Genomic DNA, 26,177 nt, shown 5'->3' on the forward strand with positions numbered 1-26,177 from the left:
TGACAATGGCCAGTTTCGCAGCAGCAATCTGCGAAACTGCACATGTGAGTCATTCTTCGTCGACGTCGGGACGCAGGCCGAGCGCTGATGATTTGCTGGTGCTCCTCGCGGTCGGCCGGTCGGGGCGCTATATCACCGCCGCCGAAGAGCTCGGCATCAACCACACGACGATCTCGCGTCGCATCGCCGCCCTCGAACATGCCATGGGCGGACGGGTGCTGACCCGGGTCACCGGCGGCTGGGAGCTCACCGACCTGGGCCGCGAGGCACTGACGGCGGCCGAAGCCGTCGAGGCCGCCGTCCGATCGCTCGGCTCGAGCGCGGGCGAACGCACACTCGAAGGCGTGGTGCGGATTTCGGCCACCGACGGTTTCAGCGCCTACCTCGCGCCACCGTCCGCGGTACGCGTGCAGCGCAGACATCCGGGCGTCGCCGTCGACATCATCGCCGCGACCCGGCGAGCGTCCACTCAGCGAACCGGCCTCGATATCGAAGTGGTGGTCGGCAAACCGCAGGTTCACCGCGCCGAAGCGATCGAACTCGGCGACTACTGCCTTCGCCTCTACGCCTCCCGCGACTACCTCGCCGAACACGGCGTCCCGACCACCGTCGCCGCACTCACCCGCCACCCACTGGTCTACTTCATCGAATCCATCCTCCAGGTCGACGACCTCGACCTGGCTCTCGCTTTCGCCCCCACCCTGCGCCGATCCGTCTCCTCGACCAATGTCTTCGTCCACGTGGAAGCCACCAGGGCCGCCGCGGGGATCGGGCTACTCCCCTGCTTCATGGCCGACCGCCACGCCGACCTCGTCCGGGTCCTGCCCGACGAGGTCCGCGTCCAGCTCACCTACTGGCTCGTCGCCCGGCCCGAAACCCTGCGGCGCCCCGAAGTCGCGGCGGTCGTCGAGGCACTGCGGGCTACGGTCCGCGAACGCCGTGCGGAGCTACTCGGCGACCACGGCGCCGAGTAGACACGTTGCCGTTCCGCAGGTCTCAGCCGGCTGCTTCTGGTGCGGGCTCCGGCGAAGGCAACGCGAAGCACAGCGCCGCACTCACCACCAGCGCCGCGATAATCGTCAGGGCACACGCCGTCAGAGCGCTGCGGTAGCCGTCACTGGCGGCGACCCCGAAGAAGATCGCGCTCAGGGACGCGACACCCACTGCACCACCGAACTGTTGGCCGGTGGTCCAGATCCCCGACGCCGACCCCGCGTATCGCGTCGGCACCGTCGACAGGAACAAGGTCGTCAACGGCGGCTGGACCAGGTTGATGCCGACACCGACGACGAACAGCCCAGGCGCGAGCAGCCACGGGTTCACATCCGTGGTCGCGGTCAGCGCCGCGCCCAGCACCGCCAAGGTGCCGACGGCGCCGAACAGGGTACCGGCGACGACGGCGTAGCGGCCGAACTGCATGGTGAGCCGTCCCACCAGCGGGGCGACCGCCAGTCCGCCGACGGAGAACGCGACGGTCACGACGCCTGCGCGCAGCGCGGTGTAGCCCTGGCCTTCTTGCAGCCAGAGAACGAAGACGAGCAGGAATCCGCTGAAGGCGGCGAAGGCGACCAACTGGACGACCAGGGCGACACTGCTGATCCGCGCGCGGAGCAGCTCCAGCGGCAGGAGCGCGCCGGCCCGACCGACGGCATCGCGATTCTCGACGATGGCGACAAGTGCCACCGCGGCGATGCCCGCCACCAGCAACAGCCAGATCCACGGCGCCCAGTCGTAGGTACGGCCTTCCAACAGCGGGAACACGATGGCGACCAATCCGACGGTCAGGCCGACCGCGGCGAGCCATCGTGGCCGCAGCGCACCTTCGGCACGGTTCTCCGGGACCAGCCAGGCGCCGAGGCCGAGCAGGATGACGGCCGCCGGGACACTGATCCAGAAGATCGCGCGCCAACCGAGACCGGCGACGTCCGCGGTGACGAGTACGCCACCCAGCAGCAGCCCGCCGGCCTGCGCGAGTCCGGCGACCACACCGAATATGCCCAGGACAGTGGCACGTTCGGGTCCACGGAACAGGACGAACAGGCTGGACAGAACTTGCGGCGCCAGGATCGCCGCGGCCGCTCCTTGGGCGGCGCGACTGGCGATCAGTTCGGTCGGGCTGTTCGCGAGTGCCGACCAGGCTCCGGAGAGAGCGAACAGCGCCAAACCGACGAGGAACACTCGTTTGCGGCCCCACAGGTCGCCCAACCGGGCCGCGGTGATCAGCGCTGCCGCGAATGCCAGCAGATAGGCCGTCGCGATCCAGCCGACCTGGGACGGAGTTCCCCCGAGGTCGGCCTGGATCGCCGGGAGGCCGACGTTGACGATGGTGACGTTGAGCAGGTCCAAGGTGAATCCCAGGACGAGCACGACCATCGCGGCCCAGCGCCGCGGGTACAGCGCTTCGGCCGTGTCGTCTCGGGTGGAAGTCGATGTGCTCATCAGATGTAGCTCCCTGCGTAGCTAGGTGTCCGGTGTGTGGTCGTCGATTGCTCCGGCATCGCGGCGCTCGGCGCCCCGTGGTCCGACCGGGTACCGACCAGACCGTGGCGGCGCAGAATCGCGTGCACTGTCGAGACGGCCGGGACACGAGTCGACCCGGCTCGCTGGAGGTGCGCGCGGATTCTGCGCGCGCCCCACTGCGGACGGTCCAGCCGGACCCGCACCACGACGGCCTCGATGTCGGCCGACGTGCGAGCGGGGAAACTCTTCGGGCGGCGCGACCGCGGCGCCAATCCCGCCACGCCGTGTTCCCGGTAACGCGCGAGATAGCTGTAGTAGCTCTTGCGCGAGATGTTGTATCGCCGGCACACCTCGGTCACCGTCAACCCGTTGCGGTCGGGTGCCTGCAGGATCTCCAGCCACGGCTCGGCCCCGAGACCGATCACCGCGCCGCGTTCGTTCGGCGGGCGGGTGCCGCCGCGCCGAACATGCTGGCGGGCAAGCGGATCGAGCCTGTCTCCTGGGGGTTGCATCATAGATATCTCCCGACGTGGAACAGTGCAATTGAACTTGCTGGTTCACTTTAATGTCCTCGCATACACCTCGCAACTCGGTATATAAGAATGAACCCGCGAGGCAACTTGGGGTCCGATTGCGCTATGGTTCATGGATGGCTGTAGCAACACCGCCGACCGGACAGTCGGCCTCGCGTGGACGGATCGACAAGCGGCAGGCGATCCTGGACGCGGCGTTCGTCGTCTTCGCTCGCCGCGGGTACGCGCAGGCGGGCGTGCAGGAGATCGCCGAGGTCGCCGGTGTCGCCAAACCGACCATCTACAACCATCTCAACGACAAGGAAACGCTGTTCCGGCACACGCTGGCCGCCGTGAGCGACGCGGTGCTCGCCGAGAACCTGGCGGTGGTCGAGCGGTTGCGCAATCCCGGTGAGGATCTGCGCGCCACCCTGGAAGACGTGGCCTACCGACTGATCCGGTCCTGCTGTACCGAGCAGTCCCGGTCGCTGCGCTGGCTCACCTACGGTCAGGTCGCGCAGTTCCCCGACCTGATGGATGTCGTGGTGAGCCGGACCTCTGATCAGCTCGGCGACGCGCTCGCGGATCGGCTGGCACGCTTGTCGCTGTCAGGCCACCTGCGCGCGAGCGATCCGGCGATCGCCGCCGAGCAGTTCCTCGTCCTGATCACCGGCCCGATGGAAGGCCGCACCCGGCTGGGCACCCGCAAGGTCTCCACCGCCGAGATGCACGCGGTCGCCACCGCCGCCGTCGACACCTTCCTACGCGCCTACGGGACACCGGAGAACCCTTGAGCCACCACCCTTTTCGCTTCGGACTCGTTACCGTTTCGCCCGCCGACCCGAAGTCGTGGATATCGACCGCACGATGGGCCGAAGACGCCGGGATCTCCACGTTGCTGCTGCCCGACCTGCCCGCACCGGTGCCTGCGCCACTGACAGCGTTGAGCTACGCCGCCGCGACGACAACCACGCTCCAGGTCGGAACATGGGTGCTGGCCAACGACTTCCGCAATCCGTTCGTTCTCGCGCGGGAAGCCGCCACCCTGGACCTGGTCTCCGGCGGCCGCTTCCAGCTCGGCCTCGGCGCCGGTCAGACCGCCATCGGCTACGGCGAACTCGGGATCGCCGCCGACTCCGACCGGGTTCGGTTCGAGCGCCTCGCCGAGTCGGTGGGCATCATCAACGCACTGTTGCGCGGTGAGCGGGTCGAGGCCACCGGGGCCCACTACGCGAACACCGGAACCACACTGGTGCCCACCCCGCCACGCAAGGTGCCGCTGCTGCTCGCCGCGGGCGGACGACGAGCCACCGAACTCGCCGCGGCCGAAGCCGACACCATCGCGTTCAGCACTTTCTCCCGTCACCAGCTCACCCGCCAGGTCGAATGGCTCGACAGTGTCGCGGGCCCACGGCTTTCCGGCATCGAACGGGCGCTGCGCTTCAGCACCCCGACGAGCACCATCGGTCCGCCGATGCCCGAAGATGCCCCGACACTGCTCACCGGATCGCCCGCGCAGGCAGCCGATCAGCTGCGCCGGCTTCGCGACGAGTTCGGGATCTCCTACATCGTTCTCGACGACGACGCAGCACGCGAACTCGCGCCCGTGGTGAGTCTGCTCTCAGGCACCTGAGCCGCCGTCCACCAGGTCGGCACCGGGGATGGCGGCCAGCAGCTGACGGGTGTACTCGTGGGTCGGCTCGTCGAAAAGCTTTTCGGTGGTGCCGATCTCGACGATGCGGCCCTGCCGCATGACCGCGACCCGATGGGCGATCTGACGCACCACCGCCAGGTCGTGCGAGATGAACAGGTACGCCACGCCGGTCTCGGCCTGCAGTTCGGCGAACAGGTCGAGGATCTGCGCCTGCACGGAGACGTCCAGCGCCGAGACCGGTTCGTCACAGACCACCAGCTCCGGCGACAGGGCCAGCGCCCTGGCGATCGCGACCCGCTGACGCTGTCCGCCGGAGAGCTCCGCGGGCCTTCGCCCCAGCGTCGACGCGGGAAGGGCGACCCGGTCGAGCAGTTCGCGCGCCCGCACCGCGCGTGACGCGCGGTCACCGATGCCGAAAACCCGCAGTGGCTCGCTGATCACGTCCTGGATCGAGAACCGCGGATCCAGCGACTCGTATGGATTCTGGTAGATCACCTGGGCGCGGCGACGCAGTGCCCGCAACCGCGCACCCTTGATGGCCGTCACATCGTCGTCGTCGAACACGATGCGCCCGGAGGTCGGCGGGGCCAGGCGCAGAATCATTCTGGCCGTGGTGGATTTGCCCGACCCGGACTCCCCTACCAGTGCCAGCGTCTCCCCTCGGTGCAGCGAGAAGCTCACGCCGTCGACGGCGCGCACCGTCTTCGCTCGGCCGTTCGCGCGCGGCAGCGGGAACTCCTTCACCAGGTTCTCGACCGCGAGCAACGGCTCGGTGCCGGGCTGACGCGACCGGGCACGCACACCGGTACGTCCGGGCACGCTGCGCAACAACTGCTGGGTGTACGGATCGCGCGGGTCGTCGAGTATCTCGCGGGTCAGCCCGCTCTCCACGATCCGGCCCCGCGACATCACCGCGATCCGCTGCGCACGATCGGCGGCGACTCCGAGGTCATGGGTGACGAGAAGTACCGCTGTGCCGAGGGTTTCGGTCAAACTCGTGATGTGGTCGAGGATGCGGCGCTGCACGGTGACATCCAGCGCGCTGGTCGGCTCGTCGGCGATGATCAGCGCCGGGTTCGCGGCGATGGCGATCGCGATCAGTGCCCGCTGGCGCATACCACCGGACAGTTCGTGCGGATACTGGTCGGCCCGGGTTTTCGGGTCGGGCATCCCGGCCCGCTCGAGCAGGTCCACCACTGCCTCGGGCGCCGATCGCCGGGTCGCCAGGCCGTGGATGAGTAAGACCTCGGCAACCTGGGTGCCGATGCGCTGCACCGGATTCAGCGAGACACCGGGGTCTTGGGGAATCAACCCGATCTGCGCCCCACGAATCGCGCGCAACTCCCGGTCTCCCGCCCTCGCCAGGTCCCGGCCCGCGAACTGAATCCGGCCCGCGTCGATGTGCCCTGCGGCAGGCAGCAACCCGGTGACGGCGTGCGCGGTCGAGCTCTTGCCCGAGCCGGATTCGCCGACCAGAGCCACGATCTCACCCGGCGCGATGTCCAGATCGAGCGCGCCCACCGCACGCACCCGGCCGGTGCTGGTGCGGTAGGAGATCGACAGGCCACGCACTTCCAGCAGATTCGCGGTCATCGCCGATTCGCCCACTCTCCATCGAGTGCTCGTGCGATCCGGTTGGTCGCGAGCACGACGAACGCCACCATGAGGCCCGACATCGTCGAGATCCACCACGCGTTGGCGAGATAGTTACGCCCACTCGAGATGAGTGAGCCCCACTCCGGCGCCGGGGGCACCGCGCCGTAGCCGAGGAAGCTCAGCGATGACACCGCCAGCACGGCGGTGCCGAGGTCCAAGGTGGCCAGCACGACCACGGGGCCGATCGCGTTCGGCAGGACGTGCCGGCCGAGCACCGTGTACCAGCGTGCCCCCGACGACCACGCGGCCTCGACGAACACCGCTTGCCGTAACCGCAGCACCTCGGCACGCATCACCCGGGCGAAGCCGGCCACGCTGGCCACACCCACCGCGATCGCGACCTTCACGGTGCCGTAGCCCAGCGCGGTCACCAGGGCCAAGGACAGGAACAGCGACGGAATCGACAGCAGCACATCGGCGAAGCGCATCAACACGTCGTCGACCCAGCGACCGACGAACCCCGCGATCAAGCCCATCGCGCCCCCGACGACGAACGCGACAGCCACCGCGATCACCGTGGCCTGCAACGACAGCGCGGTGCCGTGCACGACGCGGGTGAACAGGTCGCGGCCGAGTTCGTCGGTGCCGAACCAGTGCTGCCCGCTGGGCGGCGCGAAGATCTCCGACGGGACGCCGAACAGCGGATCCCGGGAGGTGAACAGCGTCGGCCACAACGCCGCCAGGACGACCAGCACGAGCGTGACCACCGACAGGACCAGGCCGGGTCGGTACAGCAGGAACCCTGGCAGCCGACGCCAGTCGAAACCCGTGCGGTGTTCGTCGTCGAACTCGTCGATGACGGTTCGGGTGACGGCCGCCTCGGTCAGCACGATATCGGTCACGCGTAGCTCCTCGGGGGCGCGACCACGATCCGTGGGTCGAGCACCGGGTAGATCAGGTCGACGATGAGGTTCACCACGACGAAGACGAACGCGCCGAACACCACAACTCCTTGCACGAGCGGAATGTCCTGCACGCTCACCGCGCTCGCCATGACCCGTCCGAGTCCGTTGCGCGAGAACACCGTCTCGATCACCACCGCGCTGGCCACCAACTGCCCGACGAGCAGGCCGACGATGGTGAGCGCGGGCAGCGACGCACTGCGCAGCGCGTGCCGCAGGTGGACCCGGATCCGGCTGGCGCCCTTGGCCCGCGCAGTGTGTACGAACGGCGCGTCCAGGGTGGACAGCAGACTCTTCGCCAGCACCTGTGCGATCAGCGCGCCGGTCGGGATGGCCAGCGTCACCGCGGGCAGCACCAACCCGGCCAGCCCGGCGTTGCCGAACGCGGGAAACAGCCGGATCCGAAACGACAGCAGCTGCACCAGCATCAGGCCCGCCCAGAAGGACGGGATCGAGATCGCCAGCGGCGGCAGCGCCAGCAGTACCTGCCGCAGCCAGCGCCGCGAGGTGTAGGTGGCCGCCACGGCGAGCCCGCCGCCGAACAGCACCGCGAGCACCAGCGCCGCCGCCGTGAGCTGCAGGGTCGGCGGCAGCGCCGCGGCGATCGTGCCGGTCACCGACCGGCCCGTAGCCACCGAATCCCCGAAGTCGCCGACCAGCGCCCGGCCCAGATAGTCCAGATACTGCACCACGATCGGCTTGTCGAAGCCGTACTGCGCTCGCAGTGCGGCGAGCTCGGCGGGGTCCACCGGCGAGGAGGTCAGTCCGCCGCCCGCCATCGCCGACACCGGGTCGCCCGGCAAGAATTCCAGCACGAAGAACGACACCGTGTACGCCGCCCACAGCACCCCTACCGCCTGTGCGAGGCGGCGTAACACGTACCGGCCCATGCCGGTTCAGCTCCGCCAGGTGTCGTGCAGCCGGGTCCGGCTCGACGACTCGAAGTTCAGGCCGTGCACGGTCGGCGCCGCCGCGAGCACCGTCTCGAGTTCCACCACCGGGATCACGTACGCATTGCGCACCACCAACTGCTGGGCCTGCTCCACGAGCGGGCGGCGCTTGGCCGGATCGGCCTCGGCCGCCTGGGCGGTGAGCAGTCCGTCGAGCTCGCTCGGCGGCAGCCGGTAGGCATTGACCTGCTGGGTCGAGTACAGCGTGCGCAGGCAGTCGGGGTCGGCGCGGCTCAGGTCGCCGCCCCACAGACCGTCGAAGTCACCGGACCCGATCAGCTGCGGGAACTGGGTCACCTGGAGCTCCTGGAGCTGCAACTCCACCCCGACCACCTTGAGCTGCTGCTGGACCAGTTCCAGTGCCGCCCGGGTGTTCTGGGAGTTGTTGAACCACACGACGTTCAGGCTCAGCCGGGTGCCGTCCTTGCGCCGGATGCCGTCGCCGCCCACCTGCCAGCCCGCCGCGTCCAGCAGCGATGTGGACCGAGCGGTGTCCAGAGCAAGATCCGCCGACAGATCGGTGTAGCCGGGGGTCGTGTGCGAGAGAATGCCGGTGGCGGGCACGGTGCCGCTGGCGAAGACCGCCTCCACGATCTGACGACGGTCCACTGCGGCCTGAATCGCCTTGCGCACCTGAACATCTCGCAGGATAGGCCGGGAGTTGTTGAGGCCGAGGTTGAACACCGCCCCCGGGTGCGATCGGGTGAGCAGGGAGATCCCCGACGCCTTCAGCCCGGCTTCGTCGGCTCGGCCGAGACCGGTGGCGACATCGAGCTGCCCGGACTGCACACTGCCCGCACGCACCCCGGATTCGGGGATGACGGTGAACTCGATGGAGTCGAGGTAGGCCTCACCCTGCTTGGTCCACAACGGCGAGCCCCACCCGTAGCCGACCCGCTTGGTGATCGTGATCGATTGGTTGGGAACGTATTTCGAAAGGACGAAGGGACCGGAGCCGGTCACACCGTCGCTGCAGCGTTGCTGGGGCGTCTTGGCCGCGTCGGCCGTCGAGATCAGGCCGAGTGCGGCGGTCGAGGTCGCCTGCAGGAACTGTGCATTGGGCTGTTCGAAGGTGATCTTGGCGGTGTGCTCGTCGACCACCTCGGTGCCGACGTACCCGGTGACATAGCCCTTGGACAGGATGGCGAGAGCGCCCAGCTTGGGGATCGCGTCGAAGTTCGCCTTCACCACTTGCGCGTTCAGCGGGGTGCCGTCACTGAAGGTCACATCGGACCGCAGCCGGAACGTGAACGACCTGGCGTCGGGACTCACCTCCCAGCTCTGTGCCAGCCACGGCACCGGCTGACCGGTGGTGGGATCCTGGTCGGTCAGCGAGTCGACCGTCTCGCGCAGCGAATACAGGGTGTCGCTACTACCGACCTGCTGGGGATCGACGCAGCCCGCGTCGGAGGCGACCGAGAACCGCAGCGTGCCGCCGGATCTCGGTGGACCGGCATCGCCGCCCTGGTCGCCACCGGCGCCACAGGCACCGGTGAACAGGGTGACCGCCGCCGCCGACACCACGGCACAGCGAATCGACTTCGAACGCACAACACTGCTCACGCCAGAATTCCTCTGTCTACTGCCCGGATTCACGTGGGACTCACGGCGGGCGACACGACGAAACATTTCACATCTCGAAATACCCGGTCAACAATTCGGATCACCTCGCTCGGAATACATCGTCGCACCGAATAGTGCGGTACGCCATCGGGCGGTGTCCGGCATCGTGCTAGCTTCGCACCGTGTCGATAATCGAACGACGCGCCGAGCGATGTGTTGTCGTCCGGCAGGAGAAAGGACCGACGTGACCGCTGTACATGACAATCTGCTCGCGACGATCGAAGCGGAGCGGGCGATCTTCCGAACGTTCTACAAATTCTTCCGGATCGCCGACACCCAGGAGAGCGAGCGGTTCAGCGAGTGCTTCACCCCCGACGCGCTGATCGAGTACCGGATCATGCCCGGCCCGCCGGTGCTGTTCCACGGCCGTGACGAGTTCACCGATCACATGAGCCGGGTGCCCAAGTCGCAACGCTCCCTGGTCGCCCATGTCATCGGGCAGGCCACCATCGAGTGGAACGGCGATAAACCCCTGCTCACAGCCTATGCGACGGTGTGGCACTGGTTCTCCAGCACCGCGGCCACCGACGTGGGACGACCGGCCGACTGGGTGGTCATCGGGCTGGTTCAGGACGAGTTCGAGCAGTACGAGGGTGAGTGGCTCATCTCGCACCGGGATGTGCGACATGTCGCGGGCCGGGTCGCCGCCGGCCACGGTCCGGGCTGAACATCACGGTTCACCACCGCCGGCGATCGGGCCGGACTCGTCGCCGAGTCCGGCCCGATCTTGCGTACACAGGACATCCCTAGCAATGGTTCGACAAATTGTTCGGAGACATCGGTGACAATGTGTTCCGGCGACTTGGGAAACAATTCACTCCGTCGATTTCCGACGCCATGATCGAACTGTCACCGATGTTCCGGCAACACTTACGCGACCGTCCAGGCGATATTCGAACCCTGCGGGCGTGACAGTCGAAACCTACGGTCGAACCGCAGGGTTTCCCACGCGATCTTGTGACCTCTGAATATCGCGTGCAAAGGTGATTGCAGCCCGGCCGGAGAAACACGGTGGCCGCGGTTTTCCCGGAGTCCGCTCCGGTACGTGTACGGAACGAGAGGTGTCACAGCGATGTCAGAAGTCCTGGACCTGGTCGGGCAGGTCGAGCAGCTCACCGAACGACTCGAGACGCTCGAGGCCGTCCGCGCGCTGAACACCTTGCGCCACGACCTACCCCGCTACATCAACGAGGGCAGGTGGGACCAGGTCGGCGAACTGTTCAGTGCCGACGCCTATCTCGACTACCGCCATCTGGGCCAGGCCGAGGGGCGGGCTGCCATCCAGGCGTACTTCGCCGGGCTGCCACAGCTCATCGAAGACAACAGCCCGGCGGGGCAGGTGCTGGTCAAGCAGTTCCTGCACGGGCACGACGTGGAGATCCTCGGCGATCGAGCCACCGGAGTGTCGTTCTTCGAGGAGAAGGTCGTCTTCGACACCGAAAGCTCGTTCGTGGCAGGCAAGTTCACCGACGAGTACGTCCGCGAGGGCGGCCGGTGGCGGTTCGCGCGAATCGCCCTCGACCTGTACTGGGTCATCCCGTACTCGCGCGGCTGGCAGCAGTAGCCGGCCCTTCGACCACAGAGAGGCTCGTCATGCTCCAGAAGAACACGACCAAGCGCATCGGGTACTGGCTGCTGCACCTGCACCAGCAGTTCGACGTCGCCACCGGCGCGCTGCTGCACGAGCAGAAGCTCACCCGCCGGGACTGGCAGATCCTGCACGCCCTGCAGATCGGTCTGGGCAGCGTCGCCGAACTCGACGCGGCGTTCGCGCCGTTCCTGGTCGCCGACGGCACGCGGACCTATCAGCCGATCGTCGACGACTTCGTCGGCCGCGGCTGGGTCGAGGTTTCCGGCGCGACGCTGCGGCTCACCGCCGCGGGCGAGGCGGCGCACGAGCGCGCCGAAGCGCTGGTGAACGCCCACGCCGACGAATCGCTGCGTGGCATCACCGAGGAGGAATTCCTCGCCGCGAACGCGGTGCTGGCCAAGATCGCCGACAACATCGCCACCGAATGAGCTCGCGAGGAGCGTCATGACTTCCCTGTACGACCGGCCGTTCCGCTTCGGCCTCTGCCTGTTCACCCCGTCCACCAGGGCGGAATGGATCGCCAAGGTACGCAGGGCCGAGGAACTGGGCTACGACGTCATCTCGGTGTCGGACCACCTCGGCATGCCGGCACCGATCCCGACCCTGCTGCTGGCCGCCGAGGCGACCGAGCGCATCCGGATCGGCACGCTCGTGTTCAACACGGCCTTCTACCACCCGACGGTGCTGGCCCGCGACCTCGCCACCGTCGACCGCTACTCCGGCGGCCGGGTGGAACTCGGGCTCGGCGCCGGCTACGACCGCGCGCAGTTCGATGCGGCCGGAATCCCGTTTCCCACTGCGGGCGAACGGGTTTCCCAGCTGGAGCGCACGGTCGCGGAATTCCGCAAGCCGAAGTCCGAGCTCGACCAGTACGCACGGTTCGAACAGCCCGGCGGCCCGCCGATCCTGATCGCCGGTCGCGGCGCACGGGTCCTGCGGCTGGCGGCCGCCCACGCCGACATCATCGCCTTCACCGGCACCACCGAGGTGCGCGACGGCGACGGGCTGAAGCTGGGTGGAATCACCGAGGTCACCGACCGGATCGACTACGTACGTGGACTGCTCGGCGACCGGATCGACCAGGTGGAGTTCAACATTCCCATCCACAAGGTGCTGCCCAAGGGCGCGACCGACGGCGTGACCGATGTCTGGCAGAACCGGCTCGACCTCACGCCCGACGAACTCGCCGAACTGCCGTCACTGCTGTTCGGCACACCCGAGGAGAACGCCGACACCCTGCGCGAACGGCGCAAGACCCTCGGCCTGACCTACTACACCGTGCTCGAACCCGAGATGGAGGCCTTCGCCCCGATCATCCAGGCGCTCCGATAACAGGGCAGCACAACATCTTTCGCACGCGGAGGAGACCGACATGACCGAACGAACCACGGTGGACACCGGTACCGGATACGGCCGCAAGGCCCCGTCCTACGACGCACGCCTGACCGAGGTGGGACCCGGCACACCGATGGGCGAGGCGCTGCGGCGATACTGGCACCCGATCGCTACCTCGGCCACCCTCACCGCCGAAGCACCGCATCGCACCCGCGTCCTCGGCGAGGACCTGGTCGTCTTCCGGGACGGAAACGGCCGCGCGGGAGTGGTTTTCGAGCGTTGCGCGCACCGCGGCGCCAGTCTGTTCTTCGGCCGGATCGAGGACGACGGGCTACGCTGTGGCTATCACGGCTGGAAATACGACGTGCAGGGACGATGCCTCGAGCAGGCCTGCGAGCCCGATCGTGGCAAACGCCGCGACGCCGCGCGCCAGCCGTGGTACCCGGTGGAGGAACGCTACGGGCTGGTGTTCGTCTACATGGGCCCGCCCGACCGCAAGCCCGTGCTGCCGCGCTACGACGTGCTCGAGGACCTCGCCGAGGGCGAGCAGTACTTCGCCGAATGGCCGTTCCCCGGACTGTCGGTGACCGGCGCCGAGCAGGATTTCCACTGGCTGCTGATCTACGAGAACACGATCGACCCGGTGCACATCAACTGGCTGCACTCCCAGCACAGCGGCTACCAATTCCTCGGCACCGGCACCACCGGCTTCCCCGAGGACTTCTTCGATCCCTACACCCTGCCGGGACGGGTCAGCTACGACCGCACCGACTACGGGGCGAAGTACGGCGTCCGGTTCCTGGACAAGGAGCGCGACGGGGAGCGGACCGAGCGGGTCTGGGGAGCCGAGCTGCACCTGCCCAATGCCACGGTGCTGCCGGACTGGGTCGAGCTCACCCCGGATACCAAGGCCGACATGGTGATCTGGGCTGTCCCGATCGACGACACCCGCCATCGCGCGTTCTTCTCCATCCGGGCGAGCGATCCCGCACGCGTGCAACGGTTCCTGTTCGGCATCACCCAGGACGGCAAGAACGCGTGGGAGCTGACCGACCAGGAACGTCAGCGCTTCCCCGGTGACGGCGAGGTGATGACTTCGCAGGGTCCGGTCGCGCTGCATTCCGAGGAGACCCTGGCGACGACGGATCGGGGCGTGGTGCTGCTGCGCCGGTTGCTGCGGACGATGATCGACGACGTGGAAGCGGGCCGCGATCCGCAGGGGGTGAGTCTGGACGAGGAACCGGTGCGGCGTACCCAGGCCGGTCTGTTCACCCTCGCCGGGGCCACGGCGGACGAGACCGCGGCGGCGCTGCCGGTAGCCGGTGGCTGACCGGGGCAGACCATGACCTGGATCGACGCGGAAGTCCGTGCCCGCACCCTCGCGACCGCCGACATCGTGGTTCTCGACCTCGCCCCGGTCGACGGCACCGAATTCCCGCCCTACACAGCAGGGTCCCATATCGACATCCAGCTCGGTTCCGGGATGGTCCGCCAGTACTCGCTATGCGGAACGCCCGGGCCGGGCCGGTATCGGCTGGCCGTGCTGAACGTGACGAACTCGCGCGGCGGATCCCGGGCGATACACGCGCTCACCGTGGGCGATCGGGTGCGGATCTCCGCCCCGCGCAACCACTTCCCGCTGGTCACGGCGCACCGTCATGTACTGATCGCGGGCGGGATCGGGATAACGCCCTTGCTCGCCATGCTGACCGAGCTCGACCGGGCGGGCGCCGAGTACACGCTGCACTACAGCGCCCGGAGCCGCTCGCACGCTGCCTTCCTGGACGAGCTGACGGCCAACCCCCGCGTCAGCTTCCACTTCGACGACCAGCACATCGGGCTCGATGTGGCCCGCGATCTGGGCGATCCGCGGCCGGAAACGGCGGTCTACGTCTGCGGGCCGGACGGGTTCATGGACTACGTCCTGGGCAAGGCCGAGGCGCTCGGCTGGCCGCGCCAAGCCCTGCACACCGAACGATTCGGCACCGACCGCCCCGCACCGACCGGGCCTGCCCCGGCCGGATTCGTCGTCCGCGTGGCCTCCACCGGCGCCGAATACGGTGTCGCCGACGACCAGAGCGTGCTCGATGCCCTCTTGGACCACGGTGTCGACGCGCCCTTCTCGTGCCAGCAGGGCATCTGCGGGGAATGCGTGGTCCGGGTACTCGCCGGCGAACCCGACCATCGCGACGACGTCCTCACCGACGCCGAACGCGCCGGGGGCTTGTTCACCACGTGCTCGTCACGATCGCACTCCCCCGTCCTCGAAGTGGACCTCTGAGAACGGTCTGCCGAGCCGGGCACGAAGCTCGAAAATGAGTGGCGGCAAACGGTTCCCGAGGGCACTTCGAACCGGGCACCAGCGAGTACACCGGCCCCTACCGGTCAATGAATGGTCACCGAGCGTCAGCCGGGGCACATGTCACGGAAATACACGTTCAGTCGACATCGAAGATGACAACAGGAACCTATCCGTACCGGCAGTCCGTGATGGAAGACAGCTAGATGCCAAATGCGCTGACCGTTAACGACGCGCCGATCGGTCGGCCGATTCGCCTTCCAGCGGCGCGATCACCTGGTAGCAGTGCCACAGGTTGCACGGGAACGGCTGCAGGCGTGTGCATTCGCGGGTCTCGGCACGACGGGTGGGGTCAGCGGGCGCGGAGTTCTACGATCGGCAGCGGGCGGGTGGTCTTTTTTTGGTATTCGGTGTATCTGCCCTTGTTGACCGCGTCGACGATCTTCCAACGGCGGTCGTAGTCGGGGTCGCCGGGCAGGGTGGGGCGGGCGGTGACGCGCAGGCGGCGGCGACCGATCTGGATTTCGTTGTCGGGGTTGGCTTTCAGGTTGGCCAGCCAGGCCGGGGGTTTGGGTGCGCCGCCATTGGAGGCGACTACGAGATAGGCATCGCCGTCGCGACCATAGGTGAGGGCGCTGGTACGGGACAGGGCAGTGCGGCGACCAACGGTGCGTAGCAGCAGGGTCGGATTGCCGAACAGGAGGCGGTGGCCCACCAGACCATCGGTGGTCTCGTAGATCCACTTATGGGCTCGCAGGACTGCGTGGTACATGTCGCTCACTGGGGTGCCTTCGGGTTGTGGAATGCCGGCAGGGCGGGAATGAGGGTGCTGGCGAATTCGCGAATCCGCTGCGGGGGAAAGGCTTCGGGGTCGGCCAGGACAAGGCGTCCGGCTTCCCAGAACAGGGCGTAGAGGGTACGGGCGGTGAGTTCGACATCGATCCCGGGCAGCCGCTCGGGCGGTGCGGCCGCTCTGACGAAAGTCACCAGAGCCGCGATGAAGGCTTGCCTGCCGCTTTCGAGTCGGCGGCGGAAGGCGGGGGTGCTGGCGTCGGCGATCAAGAAGATGGCTCGCCAGCGGTCGGGTGCGGCCAGTACTGCGGCGAGGAAGTGCTCAACGCTGTCCGACACGGCCTGGATCGGATCGCCCGCGGCGGCCGAGGGCACCGCTGTTGCCATCTGGGTCATGGCCGCGGTTTCTTCTCGGTCCAGTGAGGCGCGCAGCAGCTGTTCGGAGTCGGTGAACAGTCCGTAGATGACCGGGCGGCTGACGCCCGCTTCCTTGGCCACGGTATCGATGGACACCTTGTGCACGCCCTGCTCGACGATGACGCGCAGGACCGCGTCCAGCAGCTGTTCGCGTCGCTGTTCGGGGGCCATTCGCGGTGCGTACCCGCGGCCTCGTTGTTCGGTCATTCGCCTTCCACCTCCTTCTTCGCTCGGCCGGGCTTGACATTCGCCCGCGTCCAGGCAAATACTACATTCACTGTAGCTACACAGACTGTAGCATTGATGGGAGGTCGCAATGGCGCGTCGTTACTGCATCATCGGGGCCGGATACACCGGATTGGCGGTGGCCAAGGCATACGCGGATCTGGGCTTGGATTACGACCATGTGGAAGCCACCGAATCGATCGGAGGCAACTGGTCGCACGGGGTGTACGACTCGACGTACCTGATCAGTTCCAAGGACGTCACCCAGTACGCGGACTATCCGATGCCCAGCAGCTACCCGGATTTCCCGAGCGCCGCGCAGATGCGTGACTACCTACGCGCGTTCGCCGCGGAATTCGGGCTGGACCGCCGGATCGAATTCGGTGCCTTCGTGGACGATGTCGCGCCGCTCGACGAGGCGGGCCTGGCGGGCTGGCGGGTCGAATTCGCGAGCGGGGAGGTTCGAGAGTACGCCGGAGTCGTGGTCGCCAACGGGCACTACTGGGACGTCAATATCCCCTCGTATCCAGGCGAATTCACCGGCACGCAGATCCACTCCAAGAACTACAAGCGCCCGGCCGACCTGGACGGTCCGAGCGTGCTGGTGGTCGGGGCCGGTAACTCCGGGTGCGACCTGGCCGTGGAAGCCGCGGTGACCTTCGGGAATTCGGAGATCTCGCTACGCCGCAGCTACTGGTTCATCCCCAAGTATGTGCTGGGCATTCCGAGCAGCAAGTTCGATGTGGGTTCGGTTCCGGTGCCGAAACTGTTGCAGGAGGCGGTTTTCCGGTCGATCGTCACCGTCGGGATGGGTAGCTTTCGGAGTTTCGGGTTGTCCAAGCCCACACATCGCATCTTCGATCAGGACTTGGTGGTCAACCAGCAACTGCCGTACTTCCTCAAGCACGGTCGCATTGCCGTTCGTCCCGAGATCGAACGATTCGATGGGCGCACAGCGTATTTCACCGATGGAACCAGCGGGGAATACGACACCATCGTGTGGGCGACCGGCTTCAAGACCACCTTCCCGTTCCTGCGCGAGGGCCTGTTGAACTGGGAAAAGGGTCAGCCGCGACTGATCTCGCACACCTTCGCGCCGGGGGTGGCCAACCTCTACTTCGCCGGGCTGGTCGCGCCTCGCTCGGGTGCGGGCATGCTGTTGACCAACAGCGCCCGATTGCTTGCCGAGGCCTCGCTGCTGCAACAGCGCCTGCGCACACCGGTCGGTGATCTCTACGCCCACATTTCCAAGGCCTCGGGCGAAATCCTGGCAGGCGGCCCGGAATTGCGCTGGGACGTACTGCGCGGCCGATGGCTGGTGCGCACCTTGACCCAGTTATCTACCCTGCGCACCCTGCTGCCCGGTGCCGCTGAGCCAGCGCCCTTCGTGCCCACCGCACCCGCACCGCAGCAGCACTCCTCGGAAGCACCCGAGCGCTCGTCCGCTACGCGCGCGCTGGCCGGGGTCGTACTGCGCCCGATTCTCGCCGTCGCGCGCCACATCGCCTGACTCGAACCCTTCCACGACACCAGGAGCCCCGCACATGCCTCCCAAGAACCGCACCCGGCGCATCGCCGCAGTCGGCAGTCCGCTGACCCTGCCTTGTGGGGTCACCCTGCCCAATCGCATCGCCAAGGCCGCGATGAGCGAACAGCTCGCCGGGATCGACGGCGCACCCAGCCAGACCCTGACCCGGCTCTACCGCGCCTGGGGTCGTGGTGGCGCGGGTCTGCTCGTCACCGGCAATGTCATGATCGACCAGCGCGCCTACGTGGAGCCGCGCAATGTGACCTTGGCGGACGAGCGGCATCTCGAGGCCGTCAGCAACTGGGCGCGCGCCGGTTCGAGCGAGGGCGCGGTGATGCTGATGCAGATCAACCACCCGGGCCGGGTCGCGGTCGGCCCGCTGCATCGCCGTCCGGTCGGCCCCTCGGCGCTGCGCCCGCAGGCGGTGGGATTCAATCTGCGTAAGCCGCGCGAATTGACGCTCGACGAAATCGACGATCTGCGCCGCCGCTACGCGCGCACCGCGGAACTCGCAGTGGTCGCGGGCTTTGCCGGTGTGCAGGTGCACGCCGCACACGGGTATCTGCTGTCGCAGTTCCTTTCCCCGGTCGCCAACCAGCGCGGCGATGTGTACGGCGGCAACCCGGCGAACCGCCGACGCCTGTTGCTCGAGGTGGTGGCGGAGGTGCGCAAGGCCATCGGACCCACGGCGATTCTCTCGGTGAAGCTCAACTCCGCCGACTTCCAGTCCAAGGGGCTGGAAGAAGACGAGTCGCTCGATGTCGCCCTCGCCTTGGAGCAGGCCGGAATCGACCTGCTGGAGATTTCCGGCGGCAATTACGAGGCCCCGGCCATGACGGGAGTGGTGGCCGACAGCACCCGCGAACGCGAGGCGTACTTCCTGCGCTACGCCGAGCAGTTGCGTGCACGTTCGGCGATGCCGCTCATGCTCACCGGCGGCATCCGCACCCTGGACTTCATCAACGATGTGCTGGGCCAGGGCGCGGTCGATGTCATCGGACTGGGTCGCCCGTTCGCCGTACGGCCCGATATCGCGGCCGACCTGCTCGCCGGTAACCGGGAACCCGAAACACTGCCCACCGCGCCACGAATTCCGATGCCCGGTGCCGATCCGATCAACTCCTATCTCCAACTTGCTTGGCACGCAGGCAATTTCCGACGCATAGCGGCGGGCGAGAGCCAAGTCAGCGGGCGGGGTGCGGTTCGCACCCTGATCACCGCCGGTACCACCGTGAGCGCCCGCGCGCTCACCCAGTTCTGAGCGCTGAGGAGCCACCGATGAGCCTTCCCACCCCCACCCGCGATTCACGGGCCGTCATTACCGGAGCCTCCTCCGGCATCGGCTACGCACTTGCCGAAGCCCTTGCCCAGCAAGGGTATTCATTGATACTTGTCGCCCGTCGCGAGGATCGCCTGCGTGTACTGGCCGCTCGGCTGGCCACGGACTACGGCGTCGAGACCGAGATCCGCGCGGTCGATCTGGCGCAACGCGATGAGCGCGCGACACTGTGCGGCGAACTCGCCGGGCGCGATATCGCCGTGCTGTGCAACAACGCGGGTTTTGCGACCTATGGTGAGCTGGCGACCGCACACCCGGCCCGGGAACGGCAACAGGTCGAGCTGAATTGCGTCGCGGTGCACGATCTCACGCTGGCGGTGCTGCCCGGCATGGTCGAGCGCGGTGCGGGCGCGATCCTGATCACCGGTTCCACCGCGGGCAATCAGCCCGGGCCGCACAATGCCACCTACGCCGCGTCGAAGGCCTTCGCCAATACCCTGGCCGAATCGCTGCACTGTGAACTCGCCGGGACCGGTGTGCAATGCACGCTGCTTGCCCCAGGGCCGGTCCGCACCGAATACGCCGAGGTCGCCCAGGCACCGCACCTGGACCGCATGGTTCCCGGCCCGCTGTGGGTGAGCGCGGATCAAGCTGCGGCGCAAGCGATCGCGGGTATGGCCGCCGGTCGCCGCCGCGTGATACCCGGTGTCTTCGCCAAGGTGCAGACCCTCGGCGGACAGTACACACCGCGCGGGCTGGTCGGCCCGATTCTGCGCACCGTGTATCGAAAGGTGAAATGAGATGGGCTGGGAACCCGCTATTCGTTCCGTGGGCCGTTCCCTCGGCGCAGACCTGGATCGCCTACGAACTATGGCCGACCCGCGACAGAGCCTCTACCGGGATGCCCACTACTTCAGTGCCACAGTAGAAATCGACCCCGACCGTATGAAGCAGTGGCTGCCCGCCGGGGTGCAACTGGCCGAACCGGCCCGCGCCGACTTCTTCACCGCCTGGTTTCCGGACAACAACTTCGAATCGCCGGGCTACCACGAGGCCGGACTGTTCGTGCACATAAAGACGCTGCAGGGCACCGGAATTCATTGTCCGTGGATGATCCTCGACGATGACGTTGCTCTCATCATCGGCCGTGAACTGCTCGGCTACCCGAAGAAACTCGGCGAGATCGACTGGACGCTCACCGACACCGGGATTCACGCCGAGGCCACTCGACGCGGGCACACACTGCTCAGCATGGGCGGACGCCTCGGCGAGGTCATCTCCGATCCGCCGCCGATCCTGGCGCGCCCGCACCGCAATATCGTCGGGATCACCGGCCTGTTCCCGTCCTGGCTGGTGGCCTTCACTCCGCGTGAAAGCGTCATCGAGGTCCGGCGGATCGAGGACTTCGCCCTGGAACTACAGGGCTCCGAACGTGATCCGATCGACCAGATGGGCATCGGCCGGGTGATCGAAGCCCGGCTGCACCGAGTGGACCTGCTCGGCGCGTGGGTGCCGCCGATTCCCTTGCGGCCACTGACTCCGCTGTTCACCATGACTCGCCTGCGTCCTCGGGTCCTGTGACCAACGGATACCCGGCCATCGTCAGCACGCACACCGATGTCCTGGCCGCCTGCCGCAAGGCCGGGGTCGATCCGGCGGAGGTCGACTACCTCACCTTCGATCATCTGCACACCCAGGATGTCCGGCGCCGGCTGGGCACCACAGTGCCGCAGCCGGATATCAGCCCGCATCAACCTGTGGCAGCGGCTTTCCCGAACGCGAAGCTGCAGCCCCAGCGTGCCGAGCTGGAAGCCCTGGCCGACCTGCACCCCTTCCAGCGGCCCTGGTACCAGCCCGCCACCTTCGCCGACCTGCCACCGGAGAGGATCCTGCCCCTCGATGGCAGCGTGATTCACGTTTCCTGCAGTTCTTTCCCTCCAGCGAGCTGACCGGGGCGCTCGAGAACCCCGGCACCTCGCCCACCTTCACCCACCGCGCCATCGGGCACGGTTGACCCATCGGCGGAACCATGACCACCACACCCAATCCGGGAATCTTCGCCAGCTTGCTGGATCCCGCGCAGCGTGCCGACCCCTATCCCCTCTACGCCCAGATCCGTGAGCAGGGACCGATCCGGCTCGGGAACACGCCCGTGGTGGTGCTGTCGGCTTACCGCGACTGCGCGGCGGTGCTGCGTGACCGAGCGGCCTCAGTGGAGAGACATCACGCCTCGATTCCCATGGGCCCCACGCCGGTTCACGACCTCGCCGGAACCTTGTCCAGCGAGCTCAGCGGCACCGCCTCCATGCTGTTCCGCGATCCGCCCGACCACACGCGCCTGCGGCGGCTGGTAGCCAAGGCCTTCACCCCCACCGTCGTGCGCGGTCTCGAACCACGCATCACCGCCATCACCGACGCCGCTCTCGATCGCGCCGCCGAGCGCGGTGAACTCGATCTCGTCCAGGACCTCGCCTACCCGCTCCCCATCACGGTGATCTGCGAACTGCTCGGCGTTCCGCTGCGCGACGAACCACAGCTGCGGCGCTGGTCCACGCTGCTGGCGCGAGCCTTGGACCCGGTCTCGGCCACCACCGCCGGGCGCACCGAAGCCACGACAATGGTCCGTGCGAACAATGAATTACACGAGTATTTCGAACAACTCGTGCGCCACCGACGCACCCGGCCCAGCAATGACCTGCTATCGGCACTCATCGCCGCCGAGGAATCCACCGACACCCTTACCCACGACGAGCTCATCAGCACCTGTGCCCTGCTGCTCATCGCCGGCCACGAAACCACGGTCAACCTCATCGCCAACACCGCGCTCGCCCTACTACGCCCAGGACACCGCCATCAACTCGCCGATCTGGGCGCCGCCCCGGCGTTCACCGGAGCCGTGATCGAGGAGAGTCTGCGCTATGACCCACCGGTGCAGCTGGTTCCGCGCATCGCCCGCGACGCCATCACCCTCCCGAACATCGACATCGCGACCGGTGATCTGATCGTCATGCTCATCGCCGCCGCCAACCGGGATCCCGACGTCTTCACAGAACCGGACAGATACGATCCCGCCCGTGGCGACCGACACCTGGCATTCGGTCTCGGCCAACATTTCTGCCTCGGCGCTCCACTTGCCCGTCTGGAAGCCACCGTCGCCCTGACCCGTTTCGCGCGCCGCGTACACAACCCCCGCCTGGCCTGCGGCCAGATCGCCTACCGCGAACATGTCACCCTGCGCGGCCCGGCACGGCTGCCCCTCACCTTCACTTCGATCGCACCTGCGACTCGGCCCGACGGCCACGCAGAGCCTGCTCTCTGACCGGTCAAACGGTCTGAACGAAACCTGGCTACAACCGAGCCAATCTCCGGCGTAGGTCGGCACCCAACGAGCAAGCAGGCCATGCCGCGTCGAGGGACCCTATGCCGACGCCGAAAGGGGGCCTGATCAGGGGAACACGAGGCGTCGCCAATGTCGCTCAGATCCGCGGGCGGTCATCCATCGGCAGCACCAGACACCATCTCGGCGACGGGGTAATCGGGGGCCAGCTCAAGTCTCCACCGAACGGCCGAGATTGCTGCTCGAGATCGGCAGACTGCCGTCAGCACAGCCGCGCTGTCCGGCGAAGACGATCGTTGTCGATGTGCGGCTCCACGATGATCGGTGACATCCCGGGCCTCGGCGGATCGGGCGCCGTTCCCAGGGTCAGGCCCGAGGGTTCACGGCGAGCGTCCGCCACCGCCGAGGTATCCGTCCAGGCGCGGTCAACACGTGTCCACCGGGTGCCCTCTACGAGTCCAGGTTGATCGCTCCCCACACCCAACGGCGCCCCGGCGGTCCGGTGACACCGATCAAGTACGCAGGCACCTCGGATGGAACGTCTTTCCACCGCTCTTCGCCCCATCGCCCACCGTCTACGGATCCGGTCATAAGTGTTGATGACCTTGCGACACGCTCCCAGATCGGTCAGAGCCAGCCGGGGTGCCGATCCCTTGCGCGGCCCGAGGTTGGTGAAGTTCGCCGAGCTGATGTACACCGCGACAGCACCACCGGCGTCGGCCAGATATTCGTGGTTGCCACGGTCGCTGACCCTGGGCCGATGATGTTTCACGGCGCGGCGGAGTCCCCCGGAACAGCGACGACGTGGGCGATGTGACCGAGCTTGGCGGGGTTGAACACCCAATAGAGCCGGTCGATGCTCTCGTCGTCGGCCGCACCGACCCCGAGCCAGGCGATGGGGGCTCCGTCGCGGCTGATCACCACCGACGCACGACCATTGGCGTCGACCCAATCGATGGCGACCCCGGTCCAGAAGTGTGAGGCGAACGCGGCCACGTACTTCGCCACACGCGTCCGTCCGAATACCGGAATGCGCGAGGCATTGCGCACCACGCCGCCGCCGTCGGAGTAGCTGGCGACATCGGTGGCGAAAAGCGCCTCCAGTTCATCGAATTCGCCGGCGCGCGCGGCATTCAGGAAGGCAGCGAGCAGACGTCGCTGATGCACGGTGTCGACTGATACCCGCCGGTCGGACTCGATGGCCTGGCGTGCCCGGCTCACCAGCTTCCGGGCGGCCGGTTCCTTGATGTCGAGGACTTCGGCGATCCGGCCGTAGGGGTAGTCGAAAGCTTCCCGCAGGACGAACGCCGCCCGCTCGGTCGGCGTCATCTTCTCCAGGACGACCAGGACCGCGGTCTCCAATGCCGCGGCACGCTCCGCGCCGAGCGAGGGATCAGCACTGGTGTCCACGGGCTCGGGCAGCCACGGGCCGATGTAGGTTTCCCGACGGACCCGCGCGGTCTGCGTGGCATTGATCGCCTGCCGGGTGGTCATGGTGACGAGGAAGGCCTCCACATCACGCACGGAATCGCGGCCGGCGTAGGACTGCCACTTCACCCAGACGTCCTGGACGATGTCCTCGGCGTCGGCAACGGTGCCGAGCATTCGGTAGGCGATGCCGAACAGCCGTCCCTTCTGCGCGGAGAAGTCGTCGACTGCTTTACCCAGGTCGGTACCCGCGGGTCCACTCATCGCGCGGTCGTTCCGACGCCACCGGCAATCGCGTGATTCATGTCCCCCGCCTCGATTCGGCCACCATCTCCCACGACGTTACTCGCGCCGGCCGTACGCGGGTGGCGTGGCACGCGGCAACCCCTCTGAGCGAGCGGCACCGGACAGCGGGCGGCTTGTGCGCCCACACGACGCCGTCATTCGACCAATTTGCCTTCCGTCGATACATCTCGCATGAGCCGGGCGATTCCGTCGGGGATCGCGGGGATCTCCTCGCGTTCGAGCTTGCCGGGACCCGACCATACGAGATTCACCCGCAGCGCCGGATCCAGGTCGGGGTAGTCGGACCGATTGTGGCAGCCACGGGTTTCGCGTCGCTCCAGCGCGGCTTCCAAGGTGGCGCGTGCGGCGAGCACCGAGGACTTGAGATCGAAGGCGTGCGCCAGATCCTGGAACCCGGCGGCGTCGGGGTGCACGCCGATATTCGTCATGCGGTCCTCGACCTCGTCGAGTTCGGCCAAACCTGCCCGAATCCCGGTCTCGTCGCGCACCACGCCGGCGTGCTCGGTCATGGTGTCGCGCACGGCGCGTTGCAGGGCCCGTACGTTCTCCTGCCCGTCGACCGCCAGCAGCTCATCGATCTCGGCGCGGGCCTCGACGAGCGCACTGTGGGACCGACGCTGTGCGACCAGCTCGGCCGAGTACCGCGCTGCCGCCTCGCCGACGATCCGGCCGTAGACGAGCAGTTCGATCAGCGAGTTGCCGCCGAGCCGGTTGGCGCCGTGCAGGCCGCTCGATGCCTCGCCGATCGCATAGAGGCCCTCGACGCCGGTACCGTGATCTTCGGAGCGAACCCACACTCCGCCCATGGAATAGTGTGCCGTCGGCGCGATTTCGATCGGATCGCGAGTGATGTCGAGCATTTGCAGCTCCAACATCGTCTGGTAGACGCGCGGCAGTCGCCGCATGATCGTTTCGCGAGGCAGGTGCGAAACATCCAGCCAGACAGCACCGTTCGGGGTTCCTCGACCCTCCTTGATCTCGGTATAGGCGGCCAGCGCGACCCGGTCGCGGGTCGAGAGCTCCATGCGTTCCGCGTCGTAGCGCCGCATGAAACGCTCGCCCGCGGCGTTGCGAAGAATGCCGCCTTCTCCCCGTGCGGCTTCCGATACCAGTGTCCCGGCCGCGTTCTCGGGTTCGATGAGCCCGGACGGGTGGAACTGCACGAGCTCCGGGTCCCGAATCCGGCCGCCCGCGAGTACGGCGAGCCGGAACGAATCACCGGTGTTCTCGTCACGTCGGGAGGAGGTGCGCCGCCAGATGCGGGTGTGCCCACCGGCAGCGAGGATTACCGCGTCGGCTCGGAACACGTAGCGCTCGCCACTGTCGAGATCGAAACCATAGGCGCCGAAAACCACGTTGTCATGCACCAGGATTCGGGTCACGTAGCAGGTATCGATGATCTGGATGCCGAGCTGCGCGGCCCGGTTCACCAGGGTCCGCTGGATCTCGAGGCCGGTGTAATCACCGGCGAACGCGGTGCGCCGGTAGGTGTGCGCGCCGAAGAATCGCAGCGAGATCCGGCCGTCGGATTCGCGAGCGAACGGCATCCCCCAACGCTCGAGATCCTCGATTCCGCGCGCGGCGTTCTCGGCGACCACCTGGGCGGTATCGGGGCGCGCCAGCAGGTAGCTTTCGGTGATCGTGTCCGCCGCGTGCTGCTGCCAGCTGTCCTCGACGTCCATGGTCGACAGCGCGGCATTGATGCCGCCGGCGGCGAGAGTGGTGTGCGCGTCCGCCTTCGACCGCTTTCCCACCACCAGGACGTCGATGCCGCGCTCGGCCAGTTCGATCGCCGCACGGAGGCCGGAACCGCCGGTGCCGACGACGAGCACCGACGTCGCGATCTGACGTTCGTCGGATGTGAGCATCGCTTCGTTCCCTTC

25 protein-coding genes are annotated in these 26,177 nt (G+C 67.4%); 15 read left to right on the forward strand and 10 right to left on the reverse strand.

The annotated features are described in order from the left end of the window. The first annotated feature begins 5 nt into the window (after positions 1 to 5). On the forward strand, positions 6 to 974 hold the full coding sequence (locus ACFTS5_RS09980) for a LysR family transcriptional regulator (protein WP_378629444.1): 969 nt from the start codon (positions 6 to 8) through the stop codon (positions 972 to 974). Between the two features lie 22 nt (positions 975 to 996). Here ACFTS5_RS09980 and ACFTS5_RS09985 read toward each other — a convergent pair whose 3' ends face one another. Next, positions 997 to 2,439, reverse strand: coding sequence for an MFS transporter (locus ACFTS5_RS09985; RefSeq protein ID WP_378629445.1), 1,443 nt, complete (start codon positions 2,437 to 2,439; stop codon positions 997 to 999). Next, entirely contained in the window at positions 2,439 to 2,975 is a 537-nt protein-coding gene (locus ACFTS5_RS09990; protein ID WP_378629446.1) for a helix-turn-helix domain-containing protein, read from the reverse strand. Before ACFTS5_RS09990 ends, ACFTS5_RS09985 begins: the two co-directional genes overlap by 1 nt. Positions 2,976 to 3,109: 134 nt before the next feature. Between ACFTS5_RS09990 and ACFTS5_RS09995 the strand changes: the two genes are divergently transcribed. After that, a complete protein-coding gene (locus ACFTS5_RS09995) occupies positions 3,110 to 3,766 on the forward strand; it encodes a TetR/AcrR family transcriptional regulator (protein ID WP_378629448.1) in 657 nt (218 codons plus the stop codon). Further along, a complete protein-coding gene (locus ACFTS5_RS10000; protein ID WP_378629449.1) occupies positions 3,763 to 4,605 on the forward strand; it encodes an LLM class flavin-dependent oxidoreductase in 843 nt (280 codons plus the stop codon). Before ACFTS5_RS09995 ends, ACFTS5_RS10000 begins: the two co-directional genes overlap by 4 nt. Here the strand turns inward: ACFTS5_RS10000 and ACFTS5_RS10005 are convergent. The 4 genes from ACFTS5_RS10005 to ACFTS5_RS10020 all read right to left on the reverse strand — a co-directional run bounded on the left by ACFTS5_RS10005 (position 4,594) and on the right by ACFTS5_RS10020 (position 9,697). Next, positions 4,594 to 6,219 (reverse strand): dipeptide ABC transporter ATP-binding protein, encoded by a 1,626-nt coding sequence (locus ACFTS5_RS10005; protein ID WP_378629450.1) that lies wholly within the window; start codon positions 6,217 to 6,219, stop codon positions 4,594 to 4,596. The two genes, ACFTS5_RS10000 and ACFTS5_RS10005, sit on opposite strands and share 12 nt — an antisense overlap. Further along, on the reverse strand, positions 6,216 to 7,031 hold the full coding sequence (locus ACFTS5_RS10010; protein ID WP_378630023.1) for an ABC transporter permease: 816 nt from the start codon (positions 7,029 to 7,031) through the stop codon (positions 6,216 to 6,218). Before ACFTS5_RS10010 ends, ACFTS5_RS10005 begins: the two co-directional genes overlap by 4 nt. Before the next feature lie 89 nt (positions 7,032 to 7,120). Next, entirely contained in the window at positions 7,121 to 8,074 is a 954-nt protein-coding gene (locus ACFTS5_RS10015; protein WP_378629452.1) for an ABC transporter permease, read from the reverse strand. A 6-nt stretch (positions 8,075 to 8,080) separates the two neighbouring features. After that, positions 8,081 to 9,697, reverse strand: coding sequence for an ABC transporter substrate-binding protein (locus ACFTS5_RS10020; protein ID WP_378629453.1), 1,617 nt, complete (start codon positions 9,695 to 9,697; stop codon positions 8,081 to 8,083). A 244-nt stretch (positions 9,698 to 9,941) separates the two neighbouring features. Here ACFTS5_RS10020 and ACFTS5_RS10025 point away from each other — a divergent pair, with 244 nt between their 5' ends. The 6 genes from ACFTS5_RS10025 (at position 9,942) to ACFTS5_RS10050 (ending at position 14,964) form a co-directional block, all read left to right on the forward strand. Then, on the forward strand, positions 9,942 to 10,424 hold the full coding sequence (locus ACFTS5_RS10025) for a nuclear transport factor 2 family protein (RefSeq protein WP_301907190.1): 483 nt from the start codon (positions 9,942 to 9,944) through the stop codon (positions 10,422 to 10,424). Positions 10,425 to 10,829: 405 nt separating this feature from the next. Then, on the forward strand, positions 10,830 to 11,321 hold the full coding sequence (locus tag ACFTS5_RS10030) for a nuclear transport factor 2 family protein (RefSeq protein WP_378629454.1): 492 nt from the start codon (positions 10,830 to 10,832) through the stop codon (positions 11,319 to 11,321). A gap of 29 nt (positions 11,322 to 11,350) precedes the next feature. Further along, positions 11,351 to 11,776: a MarR family winged helix-turn-helix transcriptional regulator gene (locus ACFTS5_RS10035; protein WP_378629456.1), complete on the forward strand. Its 426-nt coding sequence runs from the start codon at positions 11,351 to 11,353 to the stop codon at positions 11,774 to 11,776. 16 nt (positions 11,777 to 11,792) lie between these two features. Then, entirely contained in the window at positions 11,793 to 12,680 is an 888-nt protein-coding gene (locus tag ACFTS5_RS10040; RefSeq protein ID WP_378629457.1) for a TIGR03621 family F420-dependent LLM class oxidoreductase, read from the forward strand. A 40-nt stretch (positions 12,681 to 12,720) separates the two neighbouring features. Continuing rightward, positions 12,721 to 14,013, forward strand: a complete 1,293-nt coding sequence (locus tag ACFTS5_RS10045) for a Rieske 2Fe-2S domain-containing protein (protein WP_378629458.1) — start codon at positions 12,721 to 12,723, stop codon at positions 14,011 to 14,013. A gap of 12 nt (positions 14,014 to 14,025) precedes the next feature. Continuing rightward, positions 14,026 to 14,964, forward strand: coding sequence for a PDR/VanB family oxidoreductase (locus ACFTS5_RS10050; RefSeq protein WP_378629459.1), 939 nt, complete (start codon positions 14,026 to 14,028; stop codon positions 14,962 to 14,964). A gap of 370 nt (positions 14,965 to 15,334) precedes the next feature. Here ACFTS5_RS10050 and ACFTS5_RS10055 read toward each other — a convergent pair whose 3' ends face one another. Together ACFTS5_RS10055 and ACFTS5_RS10060 are read right to left on the reverse strand one after the other, a co-directional pair. After that, positions 15,335 to 15,754, reverse strand: a complete 420-nt coding sequence (locus ACFTS5_RS10055) for a nitroreductase family deazaflavin-dependent oxidoreductase (protein ID WP_378630024.1) — start codon at positions 15,752 to 15,754, stop codon at positions 15,335 to 15,337. 5 nt (positions 15,755 to 15,759) lie between these two features. After that, positions 15,760 to 16,398 (reverse strand): TetR/AcrR family transcriptional regulator, encoded by a 639-nt coding sequence (locus tag ACFTS5_RS10060; RefSeq protein ID WP_378629461.1) that lies wholly within the window; start codon positions 16,396 to 16,398, stop codon positions 15,760 to 15,762. 109 nt (positions 16,399 to 16,507) lie between these two features. Between ACFTS5_RS10060 and ACFTS5_RS10065 the strand changes: the two genes are divergently transcribed. From ACFTS5_RS10065 to ACFTS5_RS10090, 6 genes are all read left to right on the forward strand, one after another. Beyond that, complete coding sequence (locus tag ACFTS5_RS10065) at positions 16,508 to 17,926, forward strand: flavin-containing monooxygenase (RefSeq protein WP_378629462.1); 1,419 nt, start codon at positions 16,508 to 16,510, stop codon at positions 17,924 to 17,926. 34 nt (positions 17,927 to 17,960) lie between these two features. Further along, a complete protein-coding gene (locus tag ACFTS5_RS10070) occupies positions 17,961 to 19,205 on the forward strand; it encodes an NADH:flavin oxidoreductase/NADH oxidase family protein (protein WP_378629463.1) in 1,245 nt (414 codons plus the stop codon). Between the two features lie 17 nt (positions 19,206 to 19,222). Continuing rightward, positions 19,223 to 20,023, forward strand: coding sequence for an SDR family NAD(P)-dependent oxidoreductase (locus tag ACFTS5_RS10075; protein WP_378629465.1), 801 nt, complete (start codon positions 19,223 to 19,225; stop codon positions 20,021 to 20,023). A gap of 70 nt (positions 20,024 to 20,093) precedes the next feature. Next, positions 20,094 to 20,804 carry an acetoacetate decarboxylase family protein gene (locus tag ACFTS5_RS10080; protein WP_378629466.1) on the forward strand — a complete coding sequence of 237 codons (711 nt, stop codon included), beginning with the start codon at positions 20,094 to 20,096 and terminating at the stop codon, positions 20,802 to 20,804. Beyond that, positions 20,801 to 21,172, forward strand: coding sequence for a hypothetical protein (locus ACFTS5_RS10085; RefSeq protein WP_378629468.1), 372 nt, complete (start codon positions 20,801 to 20,803; stop codon positions 21,170 to 21,172). The genes ACFTS5_RS10080 and ACFTS5_RS10085 overlap by 4 nt, the downstream gene beginning before the upstream one ends. 80 nt (positions 21,173 to 21,252) lie before the next feature. Further along, a complete protein-coding gene (locus ACFTS5_RS10090) occupies positions 21,253 to 22,542 on the forward strand; it encodes a cytochrome P450 (RefSeq protein WP_378629469.1) in 1,290 nt (429 codons plus the stop codon). 786 nt (positions 22,543 to 23,328) lie between these two features. Here the strand turns inward: ACFTS5_RS10090 and ACFTS5_RS10095 are convergent. Both ACFTS5_RS10095 and ACFTS5_RS10100 read right to left on the reverse strand, forming a co-directional pair. Beyond that, positions 23,329 to 24,252 carry an RNA polymerase sigma-70 factor gene (locus ACFTS5_RS10095; RefSeq protein ID WP_378629470.1) on the reverse strand — a complete coding sequence of 308 codons (924 nt, stop codon included), beginning with the start codon at positions 24,250 to 24,252 and terminating at the stop codon, positions 23,329 to 23,331. A gap of 176 nt (positions 24,253 to 24,428) precedes the next feature. Further along, a complete protein-coding gene (locus tag ACFTS5_RS10100; RefSeq protein WP_378629472.1) occupies positions 24,429 to 26,162 on the reverse strand; it encodes an L-aspartate oxidase in 1,734 nt (577 codons plus the stop codon). Positions 26,163 to 26,177: the final 15 nt, after the last annotated feature.

Source organism: Nocardia sp. NPDC056952 (assembly GCF_042674185.1).
GTDB lineage: Bacteria > Actinomycetota > Actinomycetes > Mycobacteriales > Mycobacteriaceae > Nocardia.

What these genes read in the sequence shown, in the direction of transcription:
- ACFTS5_RS09980 (WP_378629444.1), top strand. Translation starts at nt 6, where the DNA reads ATGGCCAGTTTCGCAGCAGCAATCTGCGAAACTGCACATGTGAGTCAT.
- ACFTS5_RS09985 (WP_378629445.1), bottom strand. Translation starts at nt 2,439, where the DNA reads ATGAGCACATCGACTTCCACCCGAGACGACACGGCCGAAGCGCTGTAC.
- ACFTS5_RS09990 (WP_378629446.1), bottom strand. Translation starts at nt 2,975, where the DNA reads ATGATGCAACCCCCAGGAGACAGGCTCGATCCGCTTGCCCGCCAGCAT.
- ACFTS5_RS09995 (WP_378629448.1), top strand. Translation starts at nt 3,110, where the DNA reads ATGGCTGTAGCAACACCGCCGACCGGACAGTCGGCCTCGCGTGGACGG.
- ACFTS5_RS10005 (WP_378629450.1), bottom strand. Translation starts at nt 6,219, where the DNA reads ATGACCGCGAATCTGCTGGAAGTGCGTGGCCTGTCGATCTCCTACCGC.
- ACFTS5_RS10015 (WP_378629452.1), bottom strand. Translation starts at nt 8,074, where the DNA reads ATGGGCCGGTACGTGTTACGCCGCCTCGCACAGGCGGTAGGGGTGCTG.
- ACFTS5_RS10030 (WP_378629454.1), top strand. Translation starts at nt 10,830, where the DNA reads ATGTCAGAAGTCCTGGACCTGGTCGGGCAGGTCGAGCAGCTCACCGAA.
- ACFTS5_RS10035 (WP_378629456.1), top strand. Translation starts at nt 11,351, where the DNA reads ATGCTCCAGAAGAACACGACCAAGCGCATCGGGTACTGGCTGCTGCAC.
- ACFTS5_RS10040 (WP_378629457.1), top strand. Translation starts at nt 11,793, where the DNA reads ATGACTTCCCTGTACGACCGGCCGTTCCGCTTCGGCCTCTGCCTGTTC.
- ACFTS5_RS10045 (WP_378629458.1), top strand. Translation starts at nt 12,721, where the DNA reads ATGACCGAACGAACCACGGTGGACACCGGTACCGGATACGGCCGCAAG.
- ACFTS5_RS10050 (WP_378629459.1), top strand. Translation starts at nt 14,026, where the DNA reads ATGACCTGGATCGACGCGGAAGTCCGTGCCCGCACCCTCGCGACCGCC.
- ACFTS5_RS10055 (WP_378630024.1), bottom strand. Translation starts at nt 15,754, where the DNA reads ATGTACCACGCAGTCCTGCGAGCCCATAAGTGGATCTACGAGACCACC.
- ACFTS5_RS10060 (WP_378629461.1), bottom strand. Translation starts at nt 16,398, where the DNA reads ATGACCGAACAACGAGGCCGCGGGTACGCACCGCGAATGGCCCCCGAA.
- ACFTS5_RS10065 (WP_378629462.1), top strand. Translation starts at nt 16,508, where the DNA reads ATGGCGCGTCGTTACTGCATCATCGGGGCCGGATACACCGGATTGGCG.
- ACFTS5_RS10070 (WP_378629463.1), top strand. Translation starts at nt 17,961, where the DNA reads ATGCCTCCCAAGAACCGCACCCGGCGCATCGCCGCAGTCGGCAGTCCG.
- ACFTS5_RS10075 (WP_378629465.1), top strand. Translation starts at nt 19,223, where the DNA reads ATGAGCCTTCCCACCCCCACCCGCGATTCACGGGCCGTCATTACCGGA.
- ACFTS5_RS10080 (WP_378629466.1), top strand. Translation starts at nt 20,094, where the DNA reads ATGGCCGACCCGCGACAGAGCCTCTACCGGGATGCCCACTACTTCAGT.
- ACFTS5_RS10090 (WP_378629469.1), top strand. Translation starts at nt 21,253, where the DNA reads ATGACCACCACACCCAATCCGGGAATCTTCGCCAGCTTGCTGGATCCC.
- ACFTS5_RS10095 (WP_378629470.1), bottom strand. Translation starts at nt 24,252, where the DNA reads ATGAGTGGACCCGCGGGTACCGACCTGGGTAAAGCAGTCGACGACTTC.
- ACFTS5_RS10100 (WP_378629472.1), bottom strand. Translation starts at nt 26,162, where the DNA reads ATGCTCACATCCGACGAACGTCAGATCGCGACGTCGGTGCTCGTCGTC.